Origin of the sequence: Haladaptatus litoreus, assembly GCF_900156425.1 — an archaeon.
GTDB lineage: Archaea > Halobacteriota > Halobacteria > Halobacteriales > Haladaptataceae > Haladaptatus > Haladaptatus litoreus.
Genome location: NZ_FTNO01000001.1, coordinates 162,872 through 187,708 on the forward strand (window position 1 = coordinate 162,872; position 24,837 = coordinate 187,708).

Annotated in this window: 28 protein-coding genes; 16 read left to right on the forward strand and 12 right to left on the reverse strand. The window is 59.2% G+C overall.

Going from position 1 to position 24,837, the window contains the following annotated elements; translation table 11 throughout:
* Nucleotides 1-9: 9 nt before the first annotated feature.
* The 3 genes from BW974_RS25265 (at nucleotide 10) to BW974_RS00900 (ending at nucleotide 1,689) form a co-directional block, all read left to right on the forward strand.
* Complete coding sequence (locus BW974_RS25265; protein WP_175609602.1) at nucleotides 10-171, forward strand: hypothetical protein; 162 nt, start codon at nucleotides 10-12, stop codon at nucleotides 169-171.
* Between the two features lie 129 nt (nucleotides 172-300).
* Complete coding sequence (locus BW974_RS00895) at nucleotides 301-531, forward strand: DUF7344 domain-containing protein (RefSeq protein ID WP_245799866.1); 231 nt, start codon at nucleotides 301-303, stop codon at nucleotides 529-531.
* A 78-nt stretch (nucleotides 532-609) separates the two neighbouring features.
* Nucleotides 610-1,689 carry a M20 family metallopeptidase gene (locus tag BW974_RS00900; RefSeq protein ID WP_076427173.1) on the forward strand — a complete coding sequence of 360 codons (1,080 nt, stop codon included), beginning with the start codon at nucleotides 610-612 and terminating at the stop codon, nucleotides 1,687-1,689.
* A 9-nt stretch (nucleotides 1,690-1,698) separates the two neighbouring features.
* On the opposite strand, the gene BW974_RS00905 is transcribed toward BW974_RS00900, so the two are convergent.
* Nucleotides 1,699-2,322, reverse strand: coding sequence for a hypothetical protein (locus BW974_RS00905; RefSeq protein ID WP_076427175.1), 624 nt, complete (start codon nucleotides 2,320-2,322; stop codon nucleotides 1,699-1,701).
* A 100-nt stretch (nucleotides 2,323-2,422) separates the two neighbouring features.
* Here BW974_RS00905 and BW974_RS00910 point away from each other — a divergent pair, with 100 nt between their 5' ends.
* The 3 genes from BW974_RS00910 to BW974_RS27420 all read left to right on the forward strand — a co-directional run bounded on the left by BW974_RS00910 (nucleotide 2,423) and on the right by BW974_RS27420 (nucleotide 5,250).
* Nucleotides 2,423-3,934 (forward strand): carboxypeptidase M32, encoded by a 1,512-nt coding sequence (locus tag BW974_RS00910; RefSeq protein WP_076427176.1) that lies wholly within the window; start codon nucleotides 2,423-2,425, stop codon nucleotides 3,932-3,934.
* A 148-nt stretch (nucleotides 3,935-4,082) separates the two neighbouring features.
* Nucleotides 4,083-4,883, forward strand: coding sequence for a glycoside hydrolase family 18 protein (locus tag BW974_RS00915; RefSeq protein ID WP_394329559.1), 801 nt, complete (start codon nucleotides 4,083-4,085; stop codon nucleotides 4,881-4,883).
* Nucleotides 4,864-5,250, forward strand: coding sequence for a glycosyl hydrolase family 18 protein (locus BW974_RS27420; protein WP_394329560.1), 387 nt, complete (start codon nucleotides 4,864-4,866; stop codon nucleotides 5,248-5,250). Before BW974_RS00915 ends, BW974_RS27420 begins: the two co-directional genes overlap by 20 nt.
* 19 nt (nucleotides 5,251-5,269) lie before the next feature.
* Here the strand turns inward: BW974_RS27420 and BW974_RS00920 are convergent, their stop codons facing one another.
* The 3 genes from BW974_RS00920 to uvrA all read right to left on the reverse strand — a co-directional run bounded on the left by BW974_RS00920 (nucleotide 5,270) and on the right by uvrA (nucleotide 10,142).
* Nucleotides 5,270-6,361 carry a geranylgeranyl reductase family protein gene (locus BW974_RS00920; protein ID WP_076427178.1) on the reverse strand — a complete coding sequence of 364 codons (1,092 nt, stop codon included), beginning with the start codon at nucleotides 6,359-6,361 and terminating at the stop codon, nucleotides 5,270-5,272.
* 87 nt (nucleotides 6,362-6,448) lie between these two features.
* On the reverse strand, nucleotides 6,449-6,994 hold the full coding sequence (locus BW974_RS00925) for a DUF7344 domain-containing protein (RefSeq protein ID WP_049971738.1): 546 nt from the start codon (nucleotides 6,992-6,994) through the stop codon (nucleotides 6,449-6,451).
* Nucleotides 6,995-7,199: 205 nt separating this feature from the next.
* The gene (gene uvrA, locus BW974_RS00930; protein ID WP_076427180.1) at nucleotides 7,200-10,142 is read right to left on the reverse strand and encodes an excinuclease ABC subunit UvrA; all 2,943 of its coding nucleotides are present in this window, start codon (nucleotides 10,140-10,142) and stop codon (nucleotides 7,200-7,202) included.
* Between the two features lie 193 nt (nucleotides 10,143-10,335).
* Between uvrA and BW974_RS25270 the strand changes: the two genes are divergently transcribed.
* On the forward strand, nucleotides 10,336-10,476 hold the full coding sequence (locus BW974_RS25270; RefSeq protein ID WP_175609603.1) for a hypothetical protein: 141 nt from the start codon (nucleotides 10,336-10,338) through the stop codon (nucleotides 10,474-10,476).
* A 143-nt stretch (nucleotides 10,477-10,619) separates the two neighbouring features.
* Here the strand turns inward: BW974_RS25270 and BW974_RS00935 are convergent, their stop codons facing one another.
* Nucleotides 10,620-10,817, reverse strand: a complete 198-nt coding sequence (locus tag BW974_RS00935; RefSeq protein ID WP_076427182.1) for a hypothetical protein — start codon at nucleotides 10,815-10,817, stop codon at nucleotides 10,620-10,622.
* A gap of 106 nt (nucleotides 10,818-10,923) precedes the next feature.
* Between BW974_RS00935 and BW974_RS00940 the strand changes: the two genes are divergently transcribed.
* Complete coding sequence (locus BW974_RS00940) at nucleotides 10,924-12,825, forward strand: ABC transporter ATP-binding protein (RefSeq protein WP_084186236.1); 1,902 nt, start codon at nucleotides 10,924-10,926, stop codon at nucleotides 12,823-12,825.
* 65 nt (nucleotides 12,826-12,890) lie between these two features.
* On the forward strand, nucleotides 12,891-13,472 hold the full coding sequence (locus tag BW974_RS00945) for an LURP-one-related/scramblase family protein (RefSeq protein ID WP_076427186.1): 582 nt from the start codon (nucleotides 12,891-12,893) through the stop codon (nucleotides 13,470-13,472).
* Between the two features lie 28 nt (nucleotides 13,473-13,500).
* Here BW974_RS00945 and BW974_RS00950 read toward each other — a convergent pair whose 3' ends face one another.
* On the reverse strand, nucleotides 13,501-14,238 hold the full coding sequence (locus tag BW974_RS00950; protein WP_076427187.1) for an SDR family NAD(P)-dependent oxidoreductase: 738 nt from the start codon (nucleotides 14,236-14,238) through the stop codon (nucleotides 13,501-13,503).
* A 103-nt stretch (nucleotides 14,239-14,341) separates the two neighbouring features.
* Here BW974_RS00950 and BW974_RS00955 point away from each other — a divergent pair, with 103 nt between their 5' ends.
* The gene (locus BW974_RS00955; protein WP_076427189.1) at nucleotides 14,342-14,791 is read left to right on the forward strand and encodes a universal stress protein; all 450 of its coding nucleotides are present in this window, start codon (nucleotides 14,342-14,344) and stop codon (nucleotides 14,789-14,791) included.
* Between the two features lie 16 nt (nucleotides 14,792-14,807).
* Here the strand turns inward: BW974_RS00955 and BW974_RS00960 are convergent, their stop codons facing one another.
* Complete coding sequence (locus BW974_RS00960; protein ID WP_076427191.1) at nucleotides 14,808-15,200, reverse strand: hypothetical protein; 393 nt, start codon at nucleotides 15,198-15,200, stop codon at nucleotides 14,808-14,810.
* A 107-nt stretch (nucleotides 15,201-15,307) separates the two neighbouring features.
* On the opposite strand from BW974_RS00960, the gene BW974_RS00965 reads away from it, so the two are divergent.
* From BW974_RS00965 to BW974_RS00980, 4 genes are all read left to right on the forward strand, one after another.
* Nucleotides 15,308-16,285, forward strand: a complete 978-nt coding sequence (locus BW974_RS00965) for an ROK family protein (protein ID WP_076427193.1) — start codon at nucleotides 15,308-15,310, stop codon at nucleotides 16,283-16,285.
* 85 nt (nucleotides 16,286-16,370) lie between these two features.
* Complete coding sequence (locus tag BW974_RS00970) at nucleotides 16,371-17,879, forward strand: LVIVD repeat-containing protein (protein WP_076427195.1); 1,509 nt, start codon at nucleotides 16,371-16,373, stop codon at nucleotides 17,877-17,879.
* A gap of 70 nt (nucleotides 17,880-17,949) precedes the next feature.
* Nucleotides 17,950-18,330 (forward strand): NifU family protein, encoded by a 381-nt coding sequence (locus BW974_RS00975; protein WP_076427197.1) that lies wholly within the window; start codon nucleotides 17,950-17,952, stop codon nucleotides 18,328-18,330.
* Nucleotides 18,331-18,408: 78 nt separating this feature from the next.
* Entirely contained in the window at nucleotides 18,409-18,942 is a 534-nt protein-coding gene (locus BW974_RS00980; RefSeq protein ID WP_076427199.1) for a hypothetical protein, read from the forward strand.
* Here the strand turns inward: BW974_RS00980 and BW974_RS00985 are convergent, their stop codons facing one another.
* From BW974_RS00985 to BW974_RS25280, 3 genes are all read right to left on the reverse strand, one after another.
* On the reverse strand, nucleotides 18,943-20,370 hold the full coding sequence (locus BW974_RS00985; protein ID WP_076427201.1) for a ribonuclease FAU-1 family protein: 1,428 nt from the start codon (nucleotides 20,368-20,370) through the stop codon (nucleotides 18,943-18,945). It lies immediately after the preceding gene.
* Nucleotides 20,367-20,534 carry a hypothetical protein gene (locus BW974_RS25275; RefSeq protein ID WP_175609604.1) on the reverse strand — a complete coding sequence of 56 codons (168 nt, stop codon included), beginning with the start codon at nucleotides 20,532-20,534 and terminating at the stop codon, nucleotides 20,367-20,369. Before BW974_RS25275 ends, BW974_RS00985 begins: the two co-directional genes overlap by 4 nt.
* 75 nt (nucleotides 20,535-20,609) lie before the next feature.
* Nucleotides 20,610-20,777 carry a hypothetical protein gene (locus tag BW974_RS25280; protein ID WP_175609605.1) on the reverse strand — a complete coding sequence of 56 codons (168 nt, stop codon included), beginning with the start codon at nucleotides 20,775-20,777 and terminating at the stop codon, nucleotides 20,610-20,612.
* Nucleotides 20,778-20,937: 160 nt separating this feature from the next.
* On the opposite strand from BW974_RS25280, the gene BW974_RS00990 reads away from it, so the two are divergent.
* Nucleotides 20,938-22,089 (forward strand): PrsW family intramembrane metalloprotease, encoded by a 1,152-nt coding sequence (locus BW974_RS00990; RefSeq protein WP_076427203.1) that lies wholly within the window; start codon nucleotides 20,938-20,940, stop codon nucleotides 22,087-22,089.
* A gap of 39 nt (nucleotides 22,090-22,128) precedes the next feature.
* Here BW974_RS00990 and BW974_RS00995 read toward each other — a convergent pair whose 3' ends face one another.
* The gene (locus BW974_RS00995; RefSeq protein WP_076427205.1) at nucleotides 22,129-22,716 is read right to left on the reverse strand and encodes a riboflavin synthase; all 588 of its coding nucleotides are present in this window, start codon (nucleotides 22,714-22,716) and stop codon (nucleotides 22,129-22,131) included.
* Nucleotides 22,717-22,839: 123 nt separating this feature from the next.
* Between BW974_RS00995 and BW974_RS01000 the strand changes: the two genes are divergently transcribed.
* The gene (locus tag BW974_RS01000; RefSeq protein WP_076427207.1) at nucleotides 22,840-23,085 is read left to right on the forward strand and encodes a DUF7533 family protein; all 246 of its coding nucleotides are present in this window, start codon (nucleotides 22,840-22,842) and stop codon (nucleotides 23,083-23,085) included.
* 219 nt (nucleotides 23,086-23,304) lie between these two features.
* On the opposite strand, the gene BW974_RS01005 is transcribed toward BW974_RS01000, so the two are convergent.
* On the reverse strand, nucleotides 23,305-24,816 hold the full coding sequence (locus BW974_RS01005) for a carboxypeptidase M32 (protein ID WP_076427209.1): 1,512 nt from the start codon (nucleotides 24,814-24,816) through the stop codon (nucleotides 23,305-23,307).
* Nucleotides 24,817-24,837: the final 21 nt, after the last annotated feature.

Below are 24,837 nucleotides of genomic sequence, written 5' to 3' on the forward strand. Positions count from 1 at the left end.
CCACGGTCGATGCGACATAACCATCTCGTTCTCACCATCGACACCGAAACGCGCGAACGAATCGAAGCAGACTGTACCGACGAAACCATCGACGAGTGGTTGCTGGACGCCATCGACCGGAAACTCGACCGCTACGAAGAATATGAGTTTGTTGACGACTGTTCGATATAACCATACTTGCTACTGCAAGCGTCATTGTTAGATGGATGACGAAGAAATTGGAAGTCGATGGTACAATCCGAGTCTATACGACTCGACGCAGTGTTCAACATACTTTCGGATGGAGAGCGTCGTCGTGTAATGAATCATCTCACGAACGCATCGGACGGAACTGCGACGCTCGAAGAACTTGCGACTCTCGGCAACGACTCTGCCGGGAGTGAGGTTCGTCTCCGCCACATTCATCTCCCGCGTCTCGATGCGGCAAAACTCATCGAGTACGACGCCCGAACCGAAACGATTCGGTACCACGACAGTCCTCTTTTGGAAAATATACTCGACTGCTGCCTCGAAAGCGACCCGGCATTGTAACGAATCCAAACGAACCAGAAGACACCGACCGATTGCCGAGGACACAGAGTACTAAACCACCGGGTTGAATGAAGTGATATGGACGAACTGGTCGAAGTAACCCGTGACCTCGTGTCGATTTCGAGCCACGAGGACGAGACGGAAGCGGGCGATTTCATCGAACAATGGCTCCGCACCGAAACCGACGCGGAGGTAACGAGGGACGAAATCGGCAACGTGATTGCCCGCAAAGGCACGGGAGTCGAAACGGACACCGAACTGGCGCTCGTCGGCCACCACGACGTCGTTCCACCGGACGAATCGCAGATCGAAGACGGCGAGTACGTCGTCGAAGAAAGCGACGGCAGACTCTACGGGCGCGGAACCGCGGACATGAAAGGCTCCGTGGTTGCGTCCATGCTCGCGTTCCGCGACGTAGACCCGGCCTGCGAACTCGTTTTCGCCAGTTTCGTCGCGGAGGAACTGGGCGGCGACGGCGCGCGCCATGCCGTCGAGAACGGCTTCTCGCCTGACTACGCCATCGTCGCCGAGGGTTCCACGAACTACTCCAAAGACGGCGTCACGGACGTGGTCATCGCGCACCGAGGCCGACGCGCGAGTACCATCACGGCCAGTGGCTCCGCGGCGCACGCCAGCGAACCGGAGGCAGGTAAAAACGCAATCTATCGCGCCTGTGACGCGGTGGACATCGTTCGTGACTGTTCGGTGCCGACGGTTTCCGTCCTCGGCCACGAGATCTCGGGGAGCGTCGTCGCCACCGAAATCGAAGGTGGAAGCGCGTGGAACGTCATCCCCGCGAACTGTGACATAACGATAGACGAGCGAACCGTCCCCGGCGAACGCGCCGACCTCGAAGCAGTCGAGGAAATCGAAGGCGTCACGTGGACTGTCGAACAGGACTTGCCGCCGATGGAGTGCGACGACGCCGAGTTCGCGGATGCAGTACTGGAATCCGCGCGTGATGCACAGGAAAGCGAACCCGAACACGTCACGAAACCCCACGCGACCGACGCGGGATGGCTTTCGCAGGCCGGAGTTACGTGTGTCGTCTGCGGAGCCTCCGAACCCGGCGAGGCACACACCAAAAACGAGAGTGTGGGTATTGCTGTGTTAGAGCGCTGTTATCGGATTTATCGGAACACTGCGGAACGACTGTAGAATCGTTCCTCACTCTTCTGAAAACGGTCGAATCGTTTTCCGGTCAGATTTCAGTACGAACGGTTCCGACCTGTCGAAGACGGTTATCTCGTCCGAATCGAGCGACGGTTCGCTGTTTTCGTCGGCGAGGCCGAATGCGACCGCGTACCGTAAACGAACGTCGGTCGGCGCGTCGTTCGCGTTCAAATCGTATTCCAGCGTCTTCGTTTGCGATTCGGCAAACTCGAAGGAATCAGTCGCCGTCTGGCCGACTGTCTCGTCGCTCGATTGGCTCTGCACGAAGAGGTGAATCCGAATCCGCTCGTTGGAGAACTCCTCGTGGTCACCCGCGATTTGGAATTTCGTGTGTTTCGAACTGTACGAGAGCAGACCGGAACCGTTCATCGCCAACGACTCGGACGCATCGATAACGTTCGCTCCGTCGTATGTTTCGCCAGCCGTCGTTGTCGTTTCTTGAGTCGTCTCCGTACTCCGTGTCGCGCTTGCTGTCATTGTCGTAGTTGATTCGGGCGTACTCGTTGCTGTATCTTCAGTCGGCGTTTCGGTGGGTGTGTCCGATTCGTTATCGGACGTGCAACCGGCGAGGAGTGGTGTCAAAACGGTCGCACTGCAGAGGAAGGCTCTTCGATTCACATCGAAACGTATCACTTGATTCTGAGAAACAATTTGATATTTGGTCCTATTTCGTTCCGAAACCCGGTCATTGATAATCGGTGACAGCAAACACTCGGTGATGGCAACCGAAGCCGCCGCAGAAAACGCCGCGTATGAGGAGCTTCTCGACAACGTAAAACGAATCTCCAACGTCAAAAACGCCGCAGGAATCCTCGGTTGGGACCAAGAGGTCGTGATGCCCGAAGGCGGTACGCCCGCCCGGTCACAGCAGCGTTCCGCCCTCTCCGCAATCGCCCACGAACTGCTCACCGACGACGAGATGGGCGAGTTGTTGGACGAACTCGAATCGCAGGATTTGGACGACGAACAGACAGCAGTCGTGCGCGAAGTTCGACGCGAGTACGAGCGAGCAACCCGCGTCCCCGGTGAACTGGTCGAAGAGATTTCCCGAACCACGTCCGAGGCACTTCCGCAGTGGAAAGAGGCGAAGGCGGAGGACGACTTCTCGATTTTCGCCCCGACGCTCGAAAAGTTGGTCGAGCAGAAACGCGAGTACGCGGAACATATCGACCCCGACAAAGACCCCTACGAAGTGCTGTTCGCGGATTACGAACCCTACCTCGGCATCGAAACCGCCGAGGAGATGCTGACGCGCCTCCGCGACGAACTTGTTCCCCTCATCGACTCGATTCGGGAGAGCGACGTGGAACTCGCCGCACCGTTCGACGGCACCTACGACACGGACACGCAGGAACAGCTTTCGCGGGACATCCTCGACACGCTCGGTTACGACTGGAATCGTGGACGCCTCGACACTGCGCCACACCCCTTCTCCAGCGGGACGCAGTTCGACGCCCGCGTGACGACGCGATTCGACGAGAGTGACCCCCTCGGCGCGATGATGAGCACCATCCACGAGTTCGGTCACGCGACGTACACGCAGGGCCTGCCGGACGAAGAATACGGAACGCCGCTCGGCCAGTCCCGTGACCTGACCGCCCACGAATCCCAATCCCGAATCTGGGAGAACCACGTCGGTCGGTCGCGTGCGTTCTGGGAGCGATTCCTGCCCGCCCTCAAAGAGCGATTCCCGGACGTGGAAGACGCCTCCGTCGAGGACATCTACAAGGCGGTCAACCGAGTTTACGAGGACAACCTGATTCGCGTCGAAGCCGACGAACTCACCTACCACATGCACATCGTGGTTCGGTTCGAAATCGAGAAGGCGCTCATCCGCGGCGAAATCGAAGTCGAAGACGTGCCGGAACTCTGGAACGACAAGTACGAAGAGTACCTCGGAATCCGTCCCGACACCGACTCGGAGGGCTGTCTCCAAGACATCCACTGGAGCCACGGCAGTTTCGGTTACTTCCCGACCTACTCGCTCGGAAGTGTCCTCGCGGCGCAACTGTACGCGAAAGCCGAGGAGGACATTCCGGACTTGGAAGACCAGATTCGAAACGGCGAGTTCGACGAGTTCCACGACTGGTTGACGAGCAACGTTCACCAGCACGGCTGTCTGTACACCACTGACGAACTCATCGAAGTCGCAACCGGTGAGGAGTTCACTGCCGACTACTTCCTCAACTACGCGAACGAAAAGTACTCTGAACTGTACGACTTGGAGTAACTCCGAGTTCGACTCGAACGGTCGTTTTCGTCCTATTTTTGACCTGAATGGCTTCGTGAACACTGATTCGAAGATAGTGTATGGGAGTATTCATTTCACTCAACCTCAAAAAATTTATCCCGAAGCGAAGAATACATATTTCATAAATATGTCCAATGGATATAAACCCTCACCGAGTCGTGCCGAGCGTAATTTCACGTCGCCATCACGACGGAAATTCCTTCTCGGCACCGGGGCGCTCGCGGCGGGAACACTCAGTACCCGTGAAGTGAGCGCACACGGCGACTACGGCAATCGCGTCGTTGGCTATTATCCCGGTTGGGCGGGAGAGTACACGCCCGCAGACGTCCCCTACGACAAACTGACGCACCTGAACTACGCGTTCCTCGAACCGCAGTCGGACGGAACGGTGGTCGTCGGCGACTCGTCGGAAGAAAGCCTGCTCGCCGAACTCTCTACCTACGACGACACGGATACCGTGTTCATCCTCTCCATCAGTTCCGGGTGGTACTCGGGCAGGTTCTCGGATGCCGCATCGACCGCCGCCCGCCGTCAGCGGTTCGCAAAAACCGCCGTCGATATCATGGAACGGTACAACTTCGACGGCCTCGATTTGGACTGGGAGTTTCCGGACGGGACGGTTCGTGCCGACGACCCGCACAACTTTACGCTTCTCTTGGAAGCGTGTCGCAACGAACTCGATTCTCGGTTCGGTTCGTGGACGCACCTGACGATGGCCGGGTCGCCCAATCCCAACATCGTGGCCGACGCCTACGAGGTCGGAGCCATCAGCGACTATCTCGACCACGTCAACGTGATGACCTACGACTATCACGGCGACTGGAGCAACGACACCAACTTCAACGCGCCGTTCGATTCCCCGTCCGGAGACCCGGACGGACATGGGGAGTTGGAACACGACCAATCACATGGAAAACTGGGCCAGTAAGCCGATTGCCCGGGACAAACTCGTCATGGGGATGCCCTTCTACGGACGCTCTTATTCGGGTGTGTCATCGACAAACGATGGACTGTTCAACTCGTTCAGTTCGTCCACGTCGGTAACGTACGGCGACATCCAGCAGAACATCAAACCACAGTCGGATTACGAGTACTTCTGGCACCCCGACGCACAGGTTCCGTGGCTGTACTCTGCCGCAGAGAACACGTTCGTCTCCTACGACAACGCCGCATCCATCTCGAACAAATCGAACTACGTCAAAAACAACGGATTCGGCGGGGCGATGTGTTGGGAACTCTCCCAAGACCCTAGCAACACCCTCATCGAGGAGATGCACAGCACGCTCCACTCCTGATTCAGTCGGGCTTTCGACCCTACGTTTTCTTGAGGAGCGTCTTGAGATGTTCAGTCGAGAAGAACGAACTCGGCCTGTCCATGTGGACGCCGATCTCGCCAGCCATCGACTTGAGTCCGGCGGTCTGCACCGACTTCGGTAGGGAGTACGCCCGACGGATCCAGTGGCCCAGTCGAATCTCGTTTTTCAACTCGTTGCGCCACGCGCGCTCATAGTCGGCCAGGGTTCCGGGGTCATCCGGGTCGATGGTTCGAACCGCGTGGTCTGCCGAGGTCATGCCGTAGAGGATACCGCCCCCGGTGAACGGTTTCGTCTGCGCGGCGGCGTCTCCGATGAGGAATCCACGATGGGCCGAAACCCTCGCTGCCGGGCCGATGGGAATCATCCCTGCGCAGAACTCGTTCGTTTCGACGCTGTATTCGGCGGTGAACCGGTCGAACAGAGCGCGGGCGCTGGGAGTCGAACCCGTCGGCGCGGCCAGTCCGAACTCCACGCCAGCGTCGCCGCGGGGGATGCGCCACGCGAAGAATTTCGGCGCGGTGAGATGCACGTCCACGAAATTGCCGCTGTGCGCCTTCGGTGCGAATCCGAGGACGCCCTGTAGCTTTTCTTTGGGTTCCGGGAGGCCGAGTTCCCGCCGAACGCGCGAAACCGGGCCGTCACAGCCGACGACCATCTTTCCGCGGAAGGTTTCGGTTCCGTCGGGAGTGTTCGCCGTCACGTCCACGTGCTTTCCGTGTTCGTCCAGGTCGGTGACGCTATGATTTTCGCGCAGGTCGGCACCCGCATCCTCCGCGGCGCGGGCGAGGGTTTTGTCGAGTCCGACCCGGTCGATAACGTTCGAGATGACTTCGTCCTTGTAAAAGGGATGTTCCGGAGAGCGGGGGCCATCGACGTGGAATCGCGCACCGTAAACTTCGTTCTGGAGGAGATGGTCACGCGCACCGTCCGGGGTAAACTCCCAGATGTCGGTGCTTACGTGGCCGGAGCAGGCAAGTGGCGTGCCCACCTGTCCTCGTTCGAGGACGAGGACATCGTGTCCCGCACGGACTGCCTGTCGCGCGAACCGCGACCCGGCGGGACCTGCACCGACCACCACGAAATCGTACATTATACCCGCTTACTGTCTGCCGATTCAAATACCTTCTTTCTCGTTTCAGGCCGAGAAGTCGCGGTGGCTCAAAACGAGTGGCCATCGTTACCGGGCAGATGGCGGCCGTTCCCCGGTTCCGAGTTGCCGCCGCCGCAAATAATGAACCAGTGCCGAGAGCGCGAACGCGGCGACGATGATGACGCCCCAGATTTCGTCCGGAATGGCGGTAAACGGCGGAATACCGAGAAAGTCTGCGAGGACGAGAACTGCGCTGACGATGGCGAGTCCGAGGTAGTACCGAATCCACGGAAATTCGTCCTGCGGGCGGAGATAGCCTTCCAACTGGGCGGCGTTGGCCGACAGTTCGACCACGCCCCTGCTTTGGTTGTACTCCACGATTCCCGCGTCCGAGAGCTTTGGCAGATGGGTCTGGTAGAGCGAGGTGTACACCGATTTTCGTTCGTTCGCCGAAAGCCCCTCGACGGTGGTGTCGTTCTCCCACGCCGCCACCTGTTCAGCGAGTTCGCTGAGTTCCACGGGGCGGCCCTGCTGCTTGAGGTAGTGAAGCGTGTACCGTCGCCGTCGATTTTTAAGAACGTCGAAGATGAGGTCTTCGGACAGTTCTTGTGGGGTTCCATCAGTCGAACTCATGCCACCAGTGACCCGCAATCCGTTGTTTCGTTATACCATTGCCACCCGGACGTAACACAGGTGCGAGATTACCGCGGACGACACTTTGTTATCCAGTGCTTAGCTGGTGGTAATTTTCAAATTAATTAGAATAACTGGGTTTAGGCGTGCGATTCTTCGCGGTAAGCCCGGCATTCTCCCGGAGAGAACGCCTCTCCAACGGTTCTCAATCGTCCATCGCGGCAGGTGCGGGTCTGTCGGCACGCGGACCATCGAGTTCCACCGCGGGAAGTTTATCGCGGAGATACTGCCCGGTGTACGAATCGTCGTTCCGTGCGACTTCCTCGGGCGTTCCCGTGGCGACGATTTCGCCGCCCTTCTCGCCACCCTCCGGCCCGAGGTCGATGACGTGGTCTGCGTTCTTCACGAGGTCTAATTCGTGTTCGATGACGACGATGCTGTTGCCCTTCTCGGTGAGTCGCTGAAGCACCGAGATGAGTTTTCGCTCGTCTTCGTGGTGGAGGCCAGTCGTCGGTTCGTCCAGTAGGTAGAGCGTGTCGCCGGTCGATTTCTTGCCGAGTTCCTCGGCGAGTTTGACGCGCTGGGCTTCCCCGCCGGACAGCGTCGTAGACGGTTGACCGAGTTTCATGTAGTCGAGTCCCACGTCCTTCAGCAGTTTCAGCCTGCGCCGAACCCGCGAATCGTGTTCGAAGAAGTCGTGAGCGTCCTCGACGGACATATCGAGAACCTCTGCAATCGTCTTGCCCCGGTAGGTCACGTCCAGTGTCTCGTCGTTGTAGCGCGCGCCTTCGCACTCCTCACACGGGACGTACACGTCCGACAGGAAGTTCATCTCGATTTTGACGGTTCCCTGCCCGCCACACTCCTCACAGCGCCCTCCTTTCACGTTGAACGAGAAGCGACCCTTCTCGTAGCCGCGCTGTTTGGCGAGTTTCGTTTCCGCGAAGGCTTCGCGGACGTAGTCGAAGACGCCGGTGTAGGTCGCCGGATTCGACCGCGGGGTTCGACCGATTGGCGACTGGTCGATGAGTCGCACCTTCTCGATTTCGCCCATTCCGTCGATTGCGTCGTGTTCGCCGGGGTCGACGGACGTGTTGTCGTTCATCTCGCGGGCCAACCCTTTGTACAGGATGTCATGCATCAGCGTAGATTTGCCCGACCCGGAGACGCCCGTGATGGCCGTGAACGTCCCGACTGGAATGTCCACGTCGAGATTTTTCAGGTTGTGTTGGCGGGCACCGCGAACCGTGACGTGCGTGTCGTGCTCTCGACGCTCGTCAGGCACTGGTATCTCTTCACGCCCGGCCAGATAGTCGCCCGTGATGCTCTCGTCGTGAGCCATCACTTCGTCTACGTCGCCCTGCACGACGACTTCGCCGCCACGCCGACCGGGTCCGGGACCCATGTCGATGACGTTGTCCGCCCGGCGCATCGTCTCCTCGTCGTGTTCCACGACGATGAGGGTGTTGCCCAAATCGCGCAGTTCACAGAGCGTGTTCAGCAGGCGGTCGTTGTCGCGCTGGTGGAGCCCAATCGACGGTTCGTCCAGCACGTACAGCACGCCGACCAGTCCGGACCCGATTTGCGTCGCAAGCCGAATCCGCTGGCTTTCCCCGCCCGAAAGCGTGGAGGCCTCGCGGTCGAGGGTGAGGTACTGCAGGCCGACTTCCTCCATGAAGCCGAGTCGTGCGCGAATCTCCTTCAGAATCTCCTCGGCGATTCGGTTCTGACGGTCGGTCAGATTCGCTTCGAGGTTCTCGAAATGAACCAGTGCATCCCCGATGGACATCCGGTTGACTTGCGAAATCGAGGTGCCATCGACGTACACCGAACGACTCTGTGGTCTGAGTCGAGTGCCGTCACAGGCGGGACACTCCGTCACCGCCATGTAGTCCTCGATGTGCTTCCGCGCCCGGTCGCTGTCGGTTTCGACGTAGCGGCGTTCGAGGTTGTTCATCACGCCCTCGAACGGTTCTTCCTTCCGACGAATGCCGTTCTTCGTGTTCCATTTGAACAGCACGTCCTCGTCAGTCCCGTAGAGGAATGCGTCCCGAATGTCCTCGTCGAGTTCCTCGAACGGTGTCGTCAACTCCACGTCGAAATGCCGAGCCACGGAATCGAGCTGCCGGCGGTAGTACGTTCGCTGGTAGCCCCACGGTTCGAAGACGTGTTTCAACTGCTTGCTCGGGTCTTGGACGACGAGGCCCTCGTCAACCTCCTTCGTCTCGCCGATTCCCTCACACTCGGGACATGCGCCATGTGGACTGTTGAACGAGAAACTGCGCGTCTCGATTTCGCGGAAGTCGATGCCGCAGTTCGTACAGGCGAGGTCTTCGGAGAACTCCACCGCGAGTCGAGAATCGCCCTCCCCGGCCAAGTCGCCAGTCGAGCGCGACTCCGAACCCAAATCCACGTCTTCCGGCGGATTCGGCACGATGAGTTTCATCATGCCTTCGGCTTCCTCCAGCGCGGTTTCCACGCTGTCGGTGATGCGCGAGCGTGCCTCTTCGCTGACCTTCACTCGGTCTACGATAACGTCGATAGTGTGGTCGTAGTTCTTGTCGAGTTCGGGTTTGTCGAGCGTCAGGTCGAACTCCTCGCCATCGACTTCCACGCGGGAGTAGCCGTCCGAAACGAGGTTGTCGAACAAATCTGCGAACGCACCTTTCTGGTCGCGGACGACCGGCGCGGCGATTTTCGCTTTCGTGCCCTCTGGCAAGTCCAGTACCCGTCGAACCATGTTCTGGGCGCTCTGCTCGCCGACTTCCTGTCCACACTGCGGACAGTGGGGCGTCCCCACGCGGGCGTAGAGTAGTCGCAGGTAGTCGTGCAGTTCGGTCACGGTACCAACAGTCGAACGCGGGTTGTTCGCCGCGTTCTTCTGGTCGATTGAGATGGCGGGCGACAAGCCTTCGACGTTCTCGACCTGCGGTTTGTCCATCTGCCCGAGGAAGTTCCGGGCGTAGGCCGACAGGCTCTCGATGTACCGTCGCTGTCCCTCAGCGTACACCGTTTCGAAGGCGAGCGAGGACTTGCCCGACCCAGATAGGCCGGTCACGACGTTGAACTCCTCGCGCGGAATCCGTACGTCGAGGTCTTTGAGGTTGTGCTCCTCGGCCCCCCGCACTTCGATGTAGTCCTTGCTCATCTATCCACAGACAGCGACTGAATGAGGGTATGCCTGTCGGTTGCAGATGAAAGCGGAGTGAAAGTGAAAGTGGAGGGCCGTGAGACGCAGTATTGATCGGCCGTGGTCGTTCACTTTCACTCCGCTTAAGGCTGATTTTAAATACGAGGGCGATACTCATTCACTTTCCCGTCCGAAAAGACGGGGGTGAAAAATGTCGAGGGGAGCATCGAAGTTCGGTCCTTCCGTCGCGCTCATCACCGCAGGCGGCACAGTACTTGCGAGCGGGAAGTCCGCTGGCTGGATACTCGTCGCTGTCGGCGCGTTGTGGGCGCGAAGGAAGTCGGTTGAGTGAGGGTCTGAACAACACCACTCGACCGAAATTTTGCAATTGTTTTGATTCCGGATGCCGAGCAACCCTGCTCGACAGTACAAAATTTGTCAACCAGCCTTTTATACGCTATGCCGCCCACAGAACACGATTCTCGAATAGCTGTTCTACTGAACAGTCGCCTCTGCCTCGTCCGCCTCCGCTTCCATTAGTTGCGGTTTGCCAAGCGGGAGCGACCCAAATAGGGCGTAGTGGACGACGAACGAGACGCCGACGAGTGCGAGCAGGATTGCCAGCGAGCGTTTGATGCGAGCCATATCTGGGAAGAAGGCGAGAAAAATCATGAAAACTTCGATTGCATCCACTGAAACACACAAACCCACTGAACACCTAGAACCTTCGACTTAGGTGATTCCATTCAGCCTCTCCAGTAAACTCCCTCACTCCTCGAAACTGACCACGGACAACGCCATGTGGCGACTGTACGCCGAGTACGGCAAAGGCCACGCCTACGAGTTCGCGCTCGGCATCGTCGCCACGATGCTCTCGCGCTTGTCGGGCCTGCTCCCGCCGTTCATCCTCGGTCTGGCCATCGACGCGATATTCCTGAATCGGCGAGAGTTCCAACTGCCACTGTTCCCCACGGAGTGGATACCGCAAACTTCGACCGGGCAGTTGTGGCTCTCCATCGCCATCATCGCGCTGTCGTTCTTCGTCGGAGCAACCTTCTCGTGGCTGGAGGGCTGGGGCTGGAATCGGTTCGCTCAAGGTGTCCAGCACGCGCTTCGGGTGGACACCTACGACAGAATGCAGTTGCTCGACATGGGCTTTTTCGACGACAAGCAGACGGGCGAGTTGATGTCGATTCTGAACAACGACGTGAATCAGTTGGAGACGTTCCTGAACGACGGAATGAGTTCCGCGCTCCGAATCGTCGTGATGGTGGCCGGAATCGGTCTGCTTCTCTTCTGGCTGAACCCGGCACTCGCGCTGGTCGCGCTCCTGCCCGTGCCGCTGTTGGCGCTGTTCACCTATCTATTCGTCAGAATCATCCAGCCGAAATACGCCGTCATGCGGGCCAGCGTCGGCGCGCTCAACTCCCGACTGGAAAACAACCTCGGCGGGGTTCGCGTCATCAAAACCGAAACCGCGGAGGAGTACGAATCCGACCGCGTCGAGGACGCCTCGCGGGACTACTACGACGCCAACTGGGACGCCATCAGAACCCGGATTACGTTCTTCCCCGGACTGAGCCTGCTCACCGGAATCGGCTTCGCAATCACGTTCTCGGTCGGCGGCTTTTGGCTTCTCTCCGGGCCGCCCGGCCCGTTTTCGGGAACTCTCGGCCCCGGTGAGTTCGTCACCTTTATCGTGCTAAGCCAGCAGTTCATCTGGCCGATGGCCCAGTTCGGGCAAATCATCAACATCTACCAGCGCGCGAAGGCGTCGAGCGTCCGCGTTTTCGACCTGATGAACGAGCGCGGCACGCTGGACGAGAGCGCGGATGCACCGGACTTGAACGTGGTGGAGGGCCGCGTCGAGTACGACGACGTGAGTTTCGGCTACGGCGACGAAACCGTGGTCTCGAACGTCGATTTGCGGGCAGAACGTGGCGACACGATTGCACTCGTCGGGCCAACAGGTGCAGGAAAATCCACCGTTCTCAAACTCCTCCTCCGGATGTACGACGTTGATTCGGGCGCAATCCGTATCGACGACACCGACATTCACGACGTGAACCTCAGAAGCCTCCGCCGGTCTATCGGCTACGTCAGTCAAGACCCCTTCCTGTTCTACGGGTCGGTGAAAGAGAACATCGCTTACGGCACCTTCGACGCCTCCGACGACGAAATCGAGGAAGCTGCGAAAGCCGCCGAGGCCCACGAATTTATTACGAATCTACCGGAGGGCTACGACACTAAGGTCGGCGAGCGCGGGATGAAACTCTCGGGCGGCCAGCGCCAGCGACTTTCCATCGCGCGGACGATTCTCAAGAACCCCGCCATTCTCGTGCTGGACGAAGCCACGAGCCACGTCGATACCGAAACCGAGGCACTCATCCAGCGCAGTCTGGCACGTCTGGTTCAGGAAAAAACGACCTTCGCCATCGCTCACCGACTTTCGACCATCAAGGACGCCGACGAAATCGCAGTGTTAGACGATGGTCGAATCGTCGAGCGCGGCACCCACGACGAACTGCTCGCCCTCGACGGACTGTACGCCAACCTCTGGCGGGTGCAAGCCGGAGAAATCGAATCGCTCCCGCGGGAGTTCATCGAGCGCGCGATTCGGCGACGTGCTGAGGTCGAAGGGGTCGAAGATGCTGATGCGGGGGCGAAAAGCGCGGATGCACAGGCAGACGGCGGCGAGTAATTCTCGGACTAAAATAGAACCTTCAACCTCAAATTTAAATAGCAGACAGTTACAAGCGATTGACAATGGAAGATCCCTTTCAGGAGCGAAGCATCGGCGGCATCGTCCTTGATGACGACGAGTACACGGTCGAGCAGAGCTACTTCCGAAACAAGTACAAAGTGTACGATTCCGCCGGTGACCTCGTCCTGAAGTCGAAACAGAAGATGCTCAAAATGAAAGAGGAGTTCCCATTTTACGACGCGGACGGGAACGTCGTCTTTCGCGTAAAAGCGAAGAACATTCTCGACGTGGCGGGGGATTACGTTCTCACGGAAGAGGGTTCCGACGAACCGCTTCTAATCCTCAACAAGAACTTCACGTTCTTCCACCACCGCTGGACAATCAAGCGACCGGACGGAACCGAAATCGCGGAAGTCGCCTCTCGAAGTGCGATTCTCGAAGCACTGCGCTCGCTCATCGATTTCCTCTCGTTCCTCCCGCATAAATACTCGATTACGACGCCCGATGGCGATTCGATAGGCGAAATCGAGGGACACTTCTCGCTCCGCGATAGGTACGACATTCGAATCCACGATACGGGGTCGGTGCCGAAGACCGCGCTCGTCGTCGGTGCAATCGCCATCGACGCGCTGGAAGGGAATTAGACGGAAGAAGCAGGAAACGAAGTCGGAATCAGACCGTTTCCGGCAACCAGCCGCCATCGACTTCGACGTTCACGCCGCTCAAGTAGTCGCTGTCTTCGTCCAAGAAAAAGCGCACCGCCTGGGCCATGTCCTCGAATTTCGCGGGGCGGCCGCGGGGCAAGTCGTCGGGAAACACGTCCGAGTTCTCCACGACGTAGGGGGAAACCGCGTTGACCGTGATACCGTCGTCTTTGGTGTCGCTGGCCAACATTCGGGTGAACATCAGGACGCCCGCCTTGGCCATGAAATAGGGCGCGTTTTTCGGATTGATGAGGCCCTTTTCCGCACTGGCGTAGCCCACGTTGACGATTCGGCCGAAATTCTCCTCGCGCATGCCGGGAAGCGCCCGCTTCGAACAGAGGTAGGTGCCGTTGATGTTCCCCTGTAACACCAGATTCCACGTTTCGAACGAGATGTCTTCCCAATGGTCGGGCGCGAACGGGCCGACGTTGTTCACCAGCACGTCAACGGTTCCGAGTTCGTCTTCAATGGTCGAAAAGAGGTCGTCCACGCTCTCGGGGTCGGTCACGTCTCCCTGCACCGAAATCGCGGTGCCACCGCGATTTCGGGCTTCCTCGGCGACTTCGCGTGCTTCTTCCTCGCTCGACCGATAGTGAACCGCCACGTCGGCCCCGCAGTCGGCAAGTGACAGCAGGAGTTTCTTCCCGACGCCCTTCGAACTTCCAGTGACCAGTGTGACTCTGCCGTCCAACTCCGGGGAAATCATAGTGCCGTCTTCGTGGAGGAGAAGCAACTAGCTTGGCGTCTCAGTTTCTTCGATTCCGAGTTAACCCCCGCAGTTTTAAGATTCTGCACGAAGAGCTAATACCATGGCAATTGAGACGATTCTGCTCGCCGTCGGGCCGGGTGACGCAGACAGAACAGACAAACTCGCATCCGCCGTCGCTGACGTGGCAGGGCCGACAGGCGCGACGGTCGTCCTCGCACACGTGTTCACCGACGACGAGTTCGACGACGTAATCGACCAACTCGATTACGACCCGACCGGGCAACCGAACTCCGACGAAGTTGCGGCGCGCCACGCGACGATTCGCTCGCTTTCGTCCGCGCTGGACAGAGAAGACATCGGCTACTCCGTTCGCGGCGCTATCGGCGAACACGGCGAAACCATCGTAAAACTCGCGGAGGACGTGAACGCGGACGGCGTTTTCGTCGGCGGACGAAAACGCTCGCCGACTGGAAAAGCGGTGTTCGGAAGCACTGCACAGGAAGTGATGCTGTCGGCACCGTGTCCGGTGACGTTCGTGCGAGACGACTGAGTGTCGAAGTATCGAATCAGTCCCTCGCCCGTTCTCGCCATCTGCGCTGCTGTCGGCGCTCTTTGACGTGGCGTTCGCCGGACGCGACGTTCTCGCAGACCGCCTGCTCGAACGTTACCACGTGCTCGAAAAACTCTTCTTCGAACGTTTCGAGCAGTTCGTAGGTCCATCTGTCGTCACCGAGAACCCCACTTGGAAGGATTTCGTCACGAATGTGGTCGGCAAACTCGTCGTGTCCTGCCTCGCGGAGGTTCGACTCGGCGACTTGGAGGTGGTTCATCGCCCGACCCGTGGCATGATGAAAGTGGACGAGATAGCCGTGTGCCTTTCTGAGTCCCTCGACACCTAGTTCGAGTTCGTGCAAAGCAGTTTCTTCGTCGTCGGTGAGTTTGGGAAGGTCGTCACTCATGATACCACGTAACGTTCTCAACGGAGTTAGTGTTAGTCGGTCGGATGAAACTCACCCGCGAGTAAATGCCTGTAGTTAAATGGGTCGGGCAACCTCTGTTCATCTGAATGGCCTACTACGCGGGTGTAGACCTCGGGGCGACGAACGTCAGAGCGGCGGTCGCGGACGAGGATGGCAACGTCATCAGCGCGTACGACCGCGGCACGCCGGGGGGTTCAACCGGCATCGCGGTCACCGAAGCGGTACTCGAATGTTTACGTAAAGCGTGTGCCGACGCGAGCATCGACCCTGCCGAGATTCGCGCGGCGGGCATCGGCAGTATCGGCCCACTCGACCTCGCGGAGGGTGCGGTGACGAATCCGGCGAATCTGCCGGACACTATCGACCGAATCCCACTGACCGGGCCGGTCGGCAACCTCATCCACAGCGACCGAGTGTTCCTCCACAACGACACCAATGCGGGCGTCATCGGACAGCGATTTTACAGCGACCGCAACCCCGACGACATGGTGTACATCACGATTTCGAGCGGTATCGGCGCGGGCGTCACGGTTGACGGCAACGTCCTTACTGGCTGGGACGGCAACGCGGGCGAAGTCGGGCACATGGTCGTTGACCCGCAGGGGAGACGAACCTGTGGCTGTGGCCACGACGGCCACTGGGAAGCCTACTGCTCGGGGAACAACATTCCGAGATTTGCCCGAATGCTGGCCGAGGAGGACGGTGGCGTCGAAACGTCCCTTCCACTCGAAGACCCGGACTTTTCCGCCAAAGACGTGTTCGAAAACGCCGGACTGGACGCCTTCGCGGACCACGTCATCGAACAGGTCGCCCACTGGAACACGGTCGGCGTGACGAACGTCGTGCAGGCCTACGCACCAATCGTCGTCTATCTCGGCGGCGCAGTCGCGCTCAACAACGAGGAACTGGTTTTAGACCCGATTCGTGAGCGAATCGAAGACGGTCTGCTCAACAACGTGCCGGACGTGCAGTTGACCACGCTCGGCGACGAAATCGTGCTAAAAGGCGCGGTTGCAAGCGCGCTGACCGAAGGAACGGGCGACGAATCGCTGGCACCGAACTGATCCAGTTCGTTTCAGTTTTCCCGATTCAGTTCAGTTCACTTCCGTCACCCGCGCTTTTATTCCTCTCGCACCCGACTATTCAGCTATGCGACGGCGAGAGTTCCTCCGTACTGCCGCCGTGGGGGGCGGAACCGCGGCTTTGCTCGCATCCGGGGGCGTTACTGCACAAGACTCACAAGACCCGTACCGACCGCTCGGGACCGTGGCCATCGAACAGGCGAAAGAAGCAGTCGTTTCTGACGACGGCAAGACCGCGTTCGTCGCCGCGACCGACGGCTTTGCTACGGTGGATATTAGCGACCCCGCGAATCCGACGGTGTTAGCGGAGCGACGCGGTTTGCTCGCAGAGAGGGACGACGGCCCGATGACCCAAGTCTGGGACGCAAAAATCGACGGCGACCGTCTGCTCGTCGTCGGGCCCGCAAATCCTACCTCCGACGATGTCGTTCACGGAATTCTCCTCTACGACGTGAGCGACCCCGCGAATCCAAACCGAGTGGCCTTCCACGAAACCGACTATCCGATTCACAACGCGATGTACGTGGACGGAATCGCATACCTCACGGCCAACGACGGGGATGGAAATCCGCTCGTCATGGTCGATACGGCGAACGACTCGCCGACGGAAGTCGGTCGCTGGTCGATGCTCGACTACAACTCCGACTGGTCGAAGGTCGATTCGTGGGTTCGGTCGCTTCACGACGTGTGGGTGCAGGACGGCACGGCGTACCTAGCGCAGTGGGACGCCGGAACGTGGCTCGTGGACGTGTCGAATCCGAACCAGCCCTCCCACATCGCGCATTTCGGCGGCGAACCGCTGGACGACCTCGCTTCGATTCCAGACGAGGAAGAAAACGACGCCATCATCGGTCTGCCCGGAAACGACCACTACGTCGCCGCCAACGAAGACGGGTCGCTGGTCGTCGTCAACAAGGAAGCGTGGGCGACGGGCGACGGTAGTTCGGGCGGCCCCGGCGGAATCGCCCTCTGGGATATGTCCGACCCCCAGAACCCCGAACAGTTGGCCGAAATTTCGGCACCGGAATCAGCCGACCCGACCTACGATTTGCGAGGGCCATCCCTGTTCCAGCAGTTGTCACTGCCGAAACTGTCCTCGCTCTCCCCAGTCGGAACCGCCTCGGCCCACGGAAAATGCCACGACTGCACCGGGGGGAGTGCGATTTCGGGACAGTGGACGACTTCGCACAACTTCGACATCGTCGGCGACCGCCTCTACACCTCGTGGTATCAAGGCGGCGTGAAACTGTTCGACATCAGCGACCCCGCGAATCCTGAGGAACTGGTTTGGTGGCGCGACCCCGAACAAACCGCGTTCTGGACGAGCCAGCACGTCTCGGACGACTTTTTCATCGGCGGAAGCATGGGCATGGACGGCAACGGAAAAGGGGCGCTCTACACCTTCCCGAACCGCGCCGGACAACAGGAGAATCCGCCAAGCCTGACTTCCAGCGGGGGTGGAACGGCCAAAGACGAGTCGCGGACGACCTCGGAGCAACCCGGATTCGGGTTCGGGGTTGCCGGGGTTTCGGTGCTCGGACTGGCGGCGTGGAACCGACTTCGAAATCGGGAGTGAGTTTCACCCCTTATCGTGCCCCGACCGAGAACCCCAAGATTACCGTACCTCCAGTTCCTATGAGTATCCAATGAGCAAGTCCAGCGAGACGGAAGCCACCGATTCGGACCTCAAATCGCGGGTCGAGCGCTGGCTGACCGCCCAGATGCCCATCATCCAGATGCACGGCGGAACGAGCGCGGTTCGCAAGGCCGACCCGGACGACGGCGAGGTCGTCATCGAACTCGGCGGGGCCTGTAGCGGCTGTTCGATTACGCCCATCACGTCCCAGAACATCGAAGTCGAACTCCTCAAGAAGTTCGAGGAAGTGGACGACGTAACCGTCAGAATCGCCGACGACGGAACCAGCCAGTGGAAAAACGACCAAGCCGAGAGTGTCATGGGAATCGACCGAAGCGAGGGTGGCCGTGGCGGGAAACTCAATACGCCGTCCGACCAAGAGCACTTCTAATTCAGCACCGAGCGCTTCGAGTGCCAAACGTTTGTGTTGGCCGTCGAATATTTATTGTCTATTTGTGTCTGTTTTAGTATGACTGAGTTTGAGACGACGAGGGGTCGGTGTCGAATCGAGGACGGGGCGATTCGGATTCAGGGGAGTATGACGGTCGGGATTCGACGGATGGTTAAACGTAGCCCCTTTCGATATTTCTCCCTTCTACTGCTTCTCGCGGTTCTGAGCTTTGTTCTCTATCTACTGTTCTTCGAAATTCTTACTCTGATTGGCTTCTTGATTGGAATTACCATCGCCGTCTGGTTGCTCCTTCAACTCCGCGTTCGTTTCAGCCGTTTTTCACGGGCGACAGAAATCCCAGTATCGGCGGTAAAGGAAGTCGTCTACTCGGACGGCGGAAAATGGGGGCAGGCGAACTTCCTCGTCTACTTCGACACGGACGACGGTGTTCGCGTTCGACCGATTTCGATGGGCACCTTTGGTAACCTCATCGGTGACCTCGAAACGGGGAAGAAAGCGTTCGAACAGGCCGGTCTCGAAGTCGGTGACAGTTTACTGAACGCCGACGAATCATCAGCACCTTCGCCTGACGAGCAGAATACAGCAGAGTAACTACCGAAGCACCTTCTCCACGCTCGCCGCCACGCTCCGCGCTTTGTCGGCCAGTTCTTCCGATATGTGGCCCGCTTCGACCGCTGAACCCAGTTCGTCGTCATCGACTCGCTCTACGGTTCCGTCGGGTCGCTTCACGACATCGACGTGCAAATCCACGTAGCGCACGGAACGCGGGAACAGTTCGACGGGCGTGCAGACGTTGACGTAGGTTCCCTTCGATTCGCCGTCCTCGCTCCGGTAGGCCGTGGGGTACCACCAGCGGCCTTCGCGGAATTTGGTGATTGCCACGTCGCCCGCCTCGCGGTCGGTGCCGATGGCGTCGTAGGTTCCCGACCCCTGCATCTCTCGGCGGACGGTGTATTTGCCGGATTCGGGGTCGCGTTCGACCACGTCACCCTTCCCGAGCGAGAAACAGCGCCCGTCCGGTTTGCCGTGGTCGATGAACACCTCGCCGTCTTCCTCGGGGCCGAACTGCCGGAGGGTAGCCCCGATGGGAACCTCGTCACCGGGTTCGTAGAGGTCTTCCGCGAAATCGACCGCTCCACTCGCAGAATCGTCCGCGGCCTTGATTCGGTGGTGGCCGGGCAGGGTCGTGGTGACTTCCCGTCGGAACTCGTCCAGTTCGAACCGGGATTCCCGACCGAACCAGAGCCACGCAGTAGAATCGGGTTTTGTAATCGTCTGTGGGGAGTCCGCCGCGCTCGGAGAATCCGCGGATTCTCCGAGCGCGCTGTCGATGGCTTCGGCGCGTTCGACAGCACTCGAAAGCGCGGCATCCATCTCCCCGATTTCGGCGTCGTTCGCGCCGTACTCCCAGCGAACGCCCCATTCGTCGGGAACGTCGGTCGGAAGCATCTCGGTTGTCCGCGCGAGTTCGCGCCTGCTGGCGTCGTCGGGTGCGCTGGCGACCACGCGGTTCACGTCTTTCGAGAGACTGGCCACACCGCCGAACACCTGTACGTCGGTTCCGAGCAGGGGTCTGTCGCGCGACCACGGCGGTGCGGGAGTGTGAACCTGTACCCTGACGTAGTCACCCTCGTCGATTCTGCGGTCGATTTTTCGGAAGGGAAGAAAGCCGTCTCGTTCGCCGAGATTCACGACCGCACCGCTTCCGAGGGTTTCGCTGACGACGCCATCGAACAGCGCGCCGCGAGGGGCCGGGTCGTCCCAGTGGAAGGTGTCGATGCCGATTTCAGCCAGTCGCTCGCCCACTGTTTCCACTGTGTCCTGCTCACCGAACAGACCGACTCCCTGCCGGTCGTCGGTCGTTTCGACTGTCGCGTCGTACTCGCCGGTTTCGAACTCGGAATCGAACCGCCGCTGGATTGGCGGCGAAGCTTGCACTACGTCGAAATCGTCGCCGAGTAGGCGCGTGAGTGCTGTGGTGTAGATGCCGCGAACCCGGATTCTGTCGTCGGCACTCATCGGCGGTGAAGAGAAAAACGGGGAGCGGTCGGTGTGCTGGCGGTCGGCGGTTGAACTTTCGTCGGTTGGCAGTTAGATGACCGGGCGGGCGGAAATTTGCCGGTCGTCGCCGCGCTACAACCGCGTGTCGTGCGGGAGGCGAGCGTGTCGCGCTGGCTAGTCATACCTCCCGGTTGGTACGCGGGGGATTTTAGCGTGACGAGGTTGGTCGTCGCGAGAGCTGCTGATTCCGAACTGCTTCAGTCGTCTGCGGGGATGGCACCTGTCCAGTTCGTGTCGGTGCCGGGGGTGATTTGTTCATCCACCCATCTGTCGTCCTCGGATTCTACTTCTTCGGTATCTACTGCCTCGCTATTCTCTTCTCGTGTGTCTTTCCGTGTCGATTCTTTCGGCGGTGCCGAGTACATAATTCCTCGGCTGTGACTCGTGGGTGACATCGTGTGTCACGAATCGACAGTCCTCCCTAATAAACGCAACCCTACATTTGTTTATGGTATATAGTTGCATATAAGGTGTTTAAGGTCTGCTTGCCGAACGATTTACTCTCTGCCCGTGCGAAGCCCCGCCATGGACGAGAATCGCGACCCTGTCGCTCGCGGCACCGACGACTCGGTCGATTTGTACGACATCGCGACGTGGGAAGAACGGTCGCGTCTGGACTGGTTCGCCACGAAATTTTACGGACTACTCGTCGTCTCGGCACGAGCGTTTGTCATTCTCCTCGCAATTGCGATTCTTCTCGTGCAGTTCGCACTTGGTGGATTGGCGGCGCTTTCTGACCCGTGGGTCGGAGTGTTCGTTCTCCTTTCCGTCGTCCCCGCGTTCGCCCTCGCGGCGTACATCTGGCACGCCGACGTGACGATGTCGGAACCGCTCCCGCTCCTCGTCGGAACGTTCCTCCTCGGCGTGCTGTTCGCCGGATTCGCGGCGATTTTCAACTCCTACACGCAACCGCTGTTCTCGTGGATTCCGCTCGTCGGGTCGGCGCTGTTTTTCTACATCGTCGTCGGGCCGGTCGAGGAAACCGTGAAACTGCTCGCGGTGCGCCTGTTCGCCTTCCGGAGCGACCGATTCGACGCCGTCATCGACGGTGCCGTTTACGGTGCAATGGCCGGGTTGGGCTTTGCGACCATCGAGAATGCCCTCTACATCAGTCAGGGAGTGCTTGAGTCCTCGGGTACCGACCCACTCCTGCAAGCCGGACAGACCGCTGTCTTTCGGCTGTTTGCCGGGCCGGGCCACGTCATCTACTCCGCTTTCGCGGGCTACTACCTCGGCTTGGCCAAATTCAACCGCGAAAACGCCGGGCCAATCGTGATTAAAGGCCTGTTCATCGCGGCAGTCATCCACGCCACGTACAATACGCTGGTCGGGTTCGTTCCCGGTTTGGCGTCGTTGGTGTACCCGTCAGTTACACCCGTGATGGCCTACATCGTCTTCGTCTTCATTTACGACGGCTTTTTCGGCTACCTGCTCTACCGGAAACTCGACCGCTACCGCGACCTGTACGAACGAACGGACCGCCACGACTCGGTGACCTTCGGCGTCGGTGAAGGCAGCCAAGTTGCAGAAACTGGACGAACGGGCGAAAAGAGGAGAATGGTTGACGGTGCGGAAGTCGGCGAACTGAGCACCGCCGAAACCAACGATTCGGACGAGTCGGCGGACGAAACGGATTCGCTCTGGGACGACGACCCATTCGGATACGACCGAGAATAGCTCCTGTCTGCCCTATTCGGTCTGCTTTATTTGGCCTGCCTATTCCGCCAGTAGTTGTTCCGCATACTTCGCCAGCACGTCCACTTCGAGGTGAACCGGGTCGCCCGGTTCCTTTTCGGAGAGGTTCGTCACGTCGCGCGTCGTCGGGATGATGGCCACCGAAAAGGTGTCCTCTCCCTTCTCCGCGACGGTGAGGCTGATGCCGTCCAGCGCGACCGACCCCTTGTTCACGATGTACTGGCCGAAGCCTTCCGGAATCGCAAACTCGTACTCCCAATCCTCGCCGACCTGTCGCACGTCAACGGCCTCGGTCGTCGTATCGACGTGCCCTTGGACGAAATGGCCATCCAGTCGCGCGTCGGCCCGCAGTGCGCGCTCTAAATTGACGACGTCTCCCTCTCGTACCTCGCCGAGATAGGTTTTCGAAAGCGTCTCCTCGGCCAGAAACACCTCGAACGTTTCGGCGTCGAACTCCTCGACGGTCAGACAGGCGCCGTTCACGCTGATACTCGCGCCGTGTTCGACATCCGCGAGGGCTTCGTCCCCCGCAATCGTCAGTCGTCGCCCACCTTCTGCGTCCTCGATGCGACGAACCTCGCCAGCCTCCGCAACGATTCCGGTAAACATAACAGAACTGTGACGCCGAACGGTTGAAAACCGTTCCGGAACGCGGTGTCGGTGCAGGGTCGTCGCGGTGCCGACCCGGCGCCATGGCGTCGCACTTTTAGTCGGTCGCTGGATAGAAGCGGTATGAAACTCGGTATTCTCGACACCGTGAGTCTGGCGGCGACGCTGGTGTTCGCGCTCCCCATCGGACTCCTCGGTATCGAACGCTTCATCGCCGGACAGACGCTTCTCGGCGGTGCGTTCGTCGCCATCGCCGTGCTGATGATATTCCTCCGCGAATGGTTGACGACTCCCGAAGACATCCCGGCCAGTGCGGCGAAAAAAGTGGTCGGCACTGTTGCCAAAACCGACGACGACAAGGACGAATAAATCGGTGAGTTCGCGGTGTCGGTTTTCGGTTCGCTACTCACGAAGTGGTTTTGCGGCGAGTTTGAGATGGTGAGTCAAAGGGAGTAGTAATTGTAAAACATGAGATGGTAGCGTTTGCAGTCATCACTACCCAACGAACAGTCTCAATCACCGTTCTACGAACACGCTAGAGAAATCGTCTAACACCTACTCTAAAAATCTACGCCGAAGGAATTACTGCTAGTCCAAGTCGTAAATGTCGCTGTACTTCTCCTCGACGTACTCCAAGAAGTAGTCGGCCGTGAGCGGTTCGCCGGTCGCCTCTTCGATGAGTTCGTCAGTGGTGTACAGACAGCCCTGCTCGTGGATGTTCTCGGTCAACCACTCGCGGATTGGGGCGAAGTCGCCCTCCCGAATGCGCTCCATCGGTTCGTCGATTTCTTCCTCGATAGTCGCCCAGAGTTGGGCCGCAAAGACGCTCCCGACGGTGTAATTTTGGAATCCGCCGAATCGACTCGTCCAGTGAATGTCCTGCAAACAGCCCTCCGAGTCGGTTTCGGGGACGACCCCGAGGTAGTCGTCCATGAGTTCGTTCCAGCGGGTCGGAATCTCTTCGACGTCCAACTCGCCACCGACGAACTCCTGTTCGATTTCAGACCGCAGAATGATGTGCATGTGGTAGGTGAGTTCGTCGGCCTCGACGCGAATCGTGTTGTCCGTGAACACCTGATTGACGGCTTCGTAGGCCTCGTCCACTGTTACGCCCTCGGCCTGCGGGAAGTGCTCTTTGAACGTCGGGAGGAACAGTTCCCAGAACGCCCTCGTCCGACCGACGTGGTTCTCCCAGAACCGGGACTGGGATTCGTGGATGCCCGAACTCCGCGAGTCACCGAGCGGGGTTCCGTACTCGTCGTCGCGCAGACCGAGTTGGTAACTCGCGTGGCCGAACTCGTGAATCGTCGCCGTGAGCGACCCGATTGGGTCGTTTTCGTTGTATCGCGTCGTCACTCGGGCGTCGAACTGCGTGCCGGACATGAACGGATGCGGTGCGGTGTCGAGACGCCCGCGACTCCAGTCGTAGTCAAGTGTGTCGAGCGCCGCTCGCGCGACTTCCTCCTGCGTGTCGGTGTCGTAGGTTCCCGAAAAAGCATCGTCCGCGATGTCCGCGCCGTTCTCCTGAATGTCCTCGATGAGCGGAACGAGTCCGTCACGGAGTTCGTCGAAGATTCGCTCGACGGTGGAAAGTTGGAGATACGGTTCGCCGTCCTCGAACATGACCTCGTAGGGGTCTTTGTCGGGGTCGATGTGCTCCGCTCGCTCGATTTGGAGTTCGCGCAGTCGGTCGAGATACGGTTCGAACGTCTCGAACTCGTCTTCGGCTTTCGCCTCCTGCCACGCCGGTTGGGCCTCGCTACTCGTCTCGGTGATTTCCGTGACGAGGTCGCTCGGAACGTCGATTGCCCGGTCGTACTGTCGCCGGATTTCCCGGACGACCGCCGACTGTTCGTCGTCCAGTTCTTCGCTTTCGAGTTCGTCTAACAACTCGCCGGTTCGCTCCTCGGTCAGCAGTTCGTGTGTAATCGACTGAAGCGCAGAAAGCTGTTTTGCGCGCGCCGGTGTACCTTCTTCGGGCATCTTGGTCTGTTGGTCCCAATAGAGAATCCCCGTCGCGTTTCCAATGTTGGCAATTCGCTTGATTCTGGTTTCGAGTTCGTCGTAGGCGGAGTGAGCTTCTTGTTCGGAAGTTGCCATCAAATCTATTCCACCGGCTGA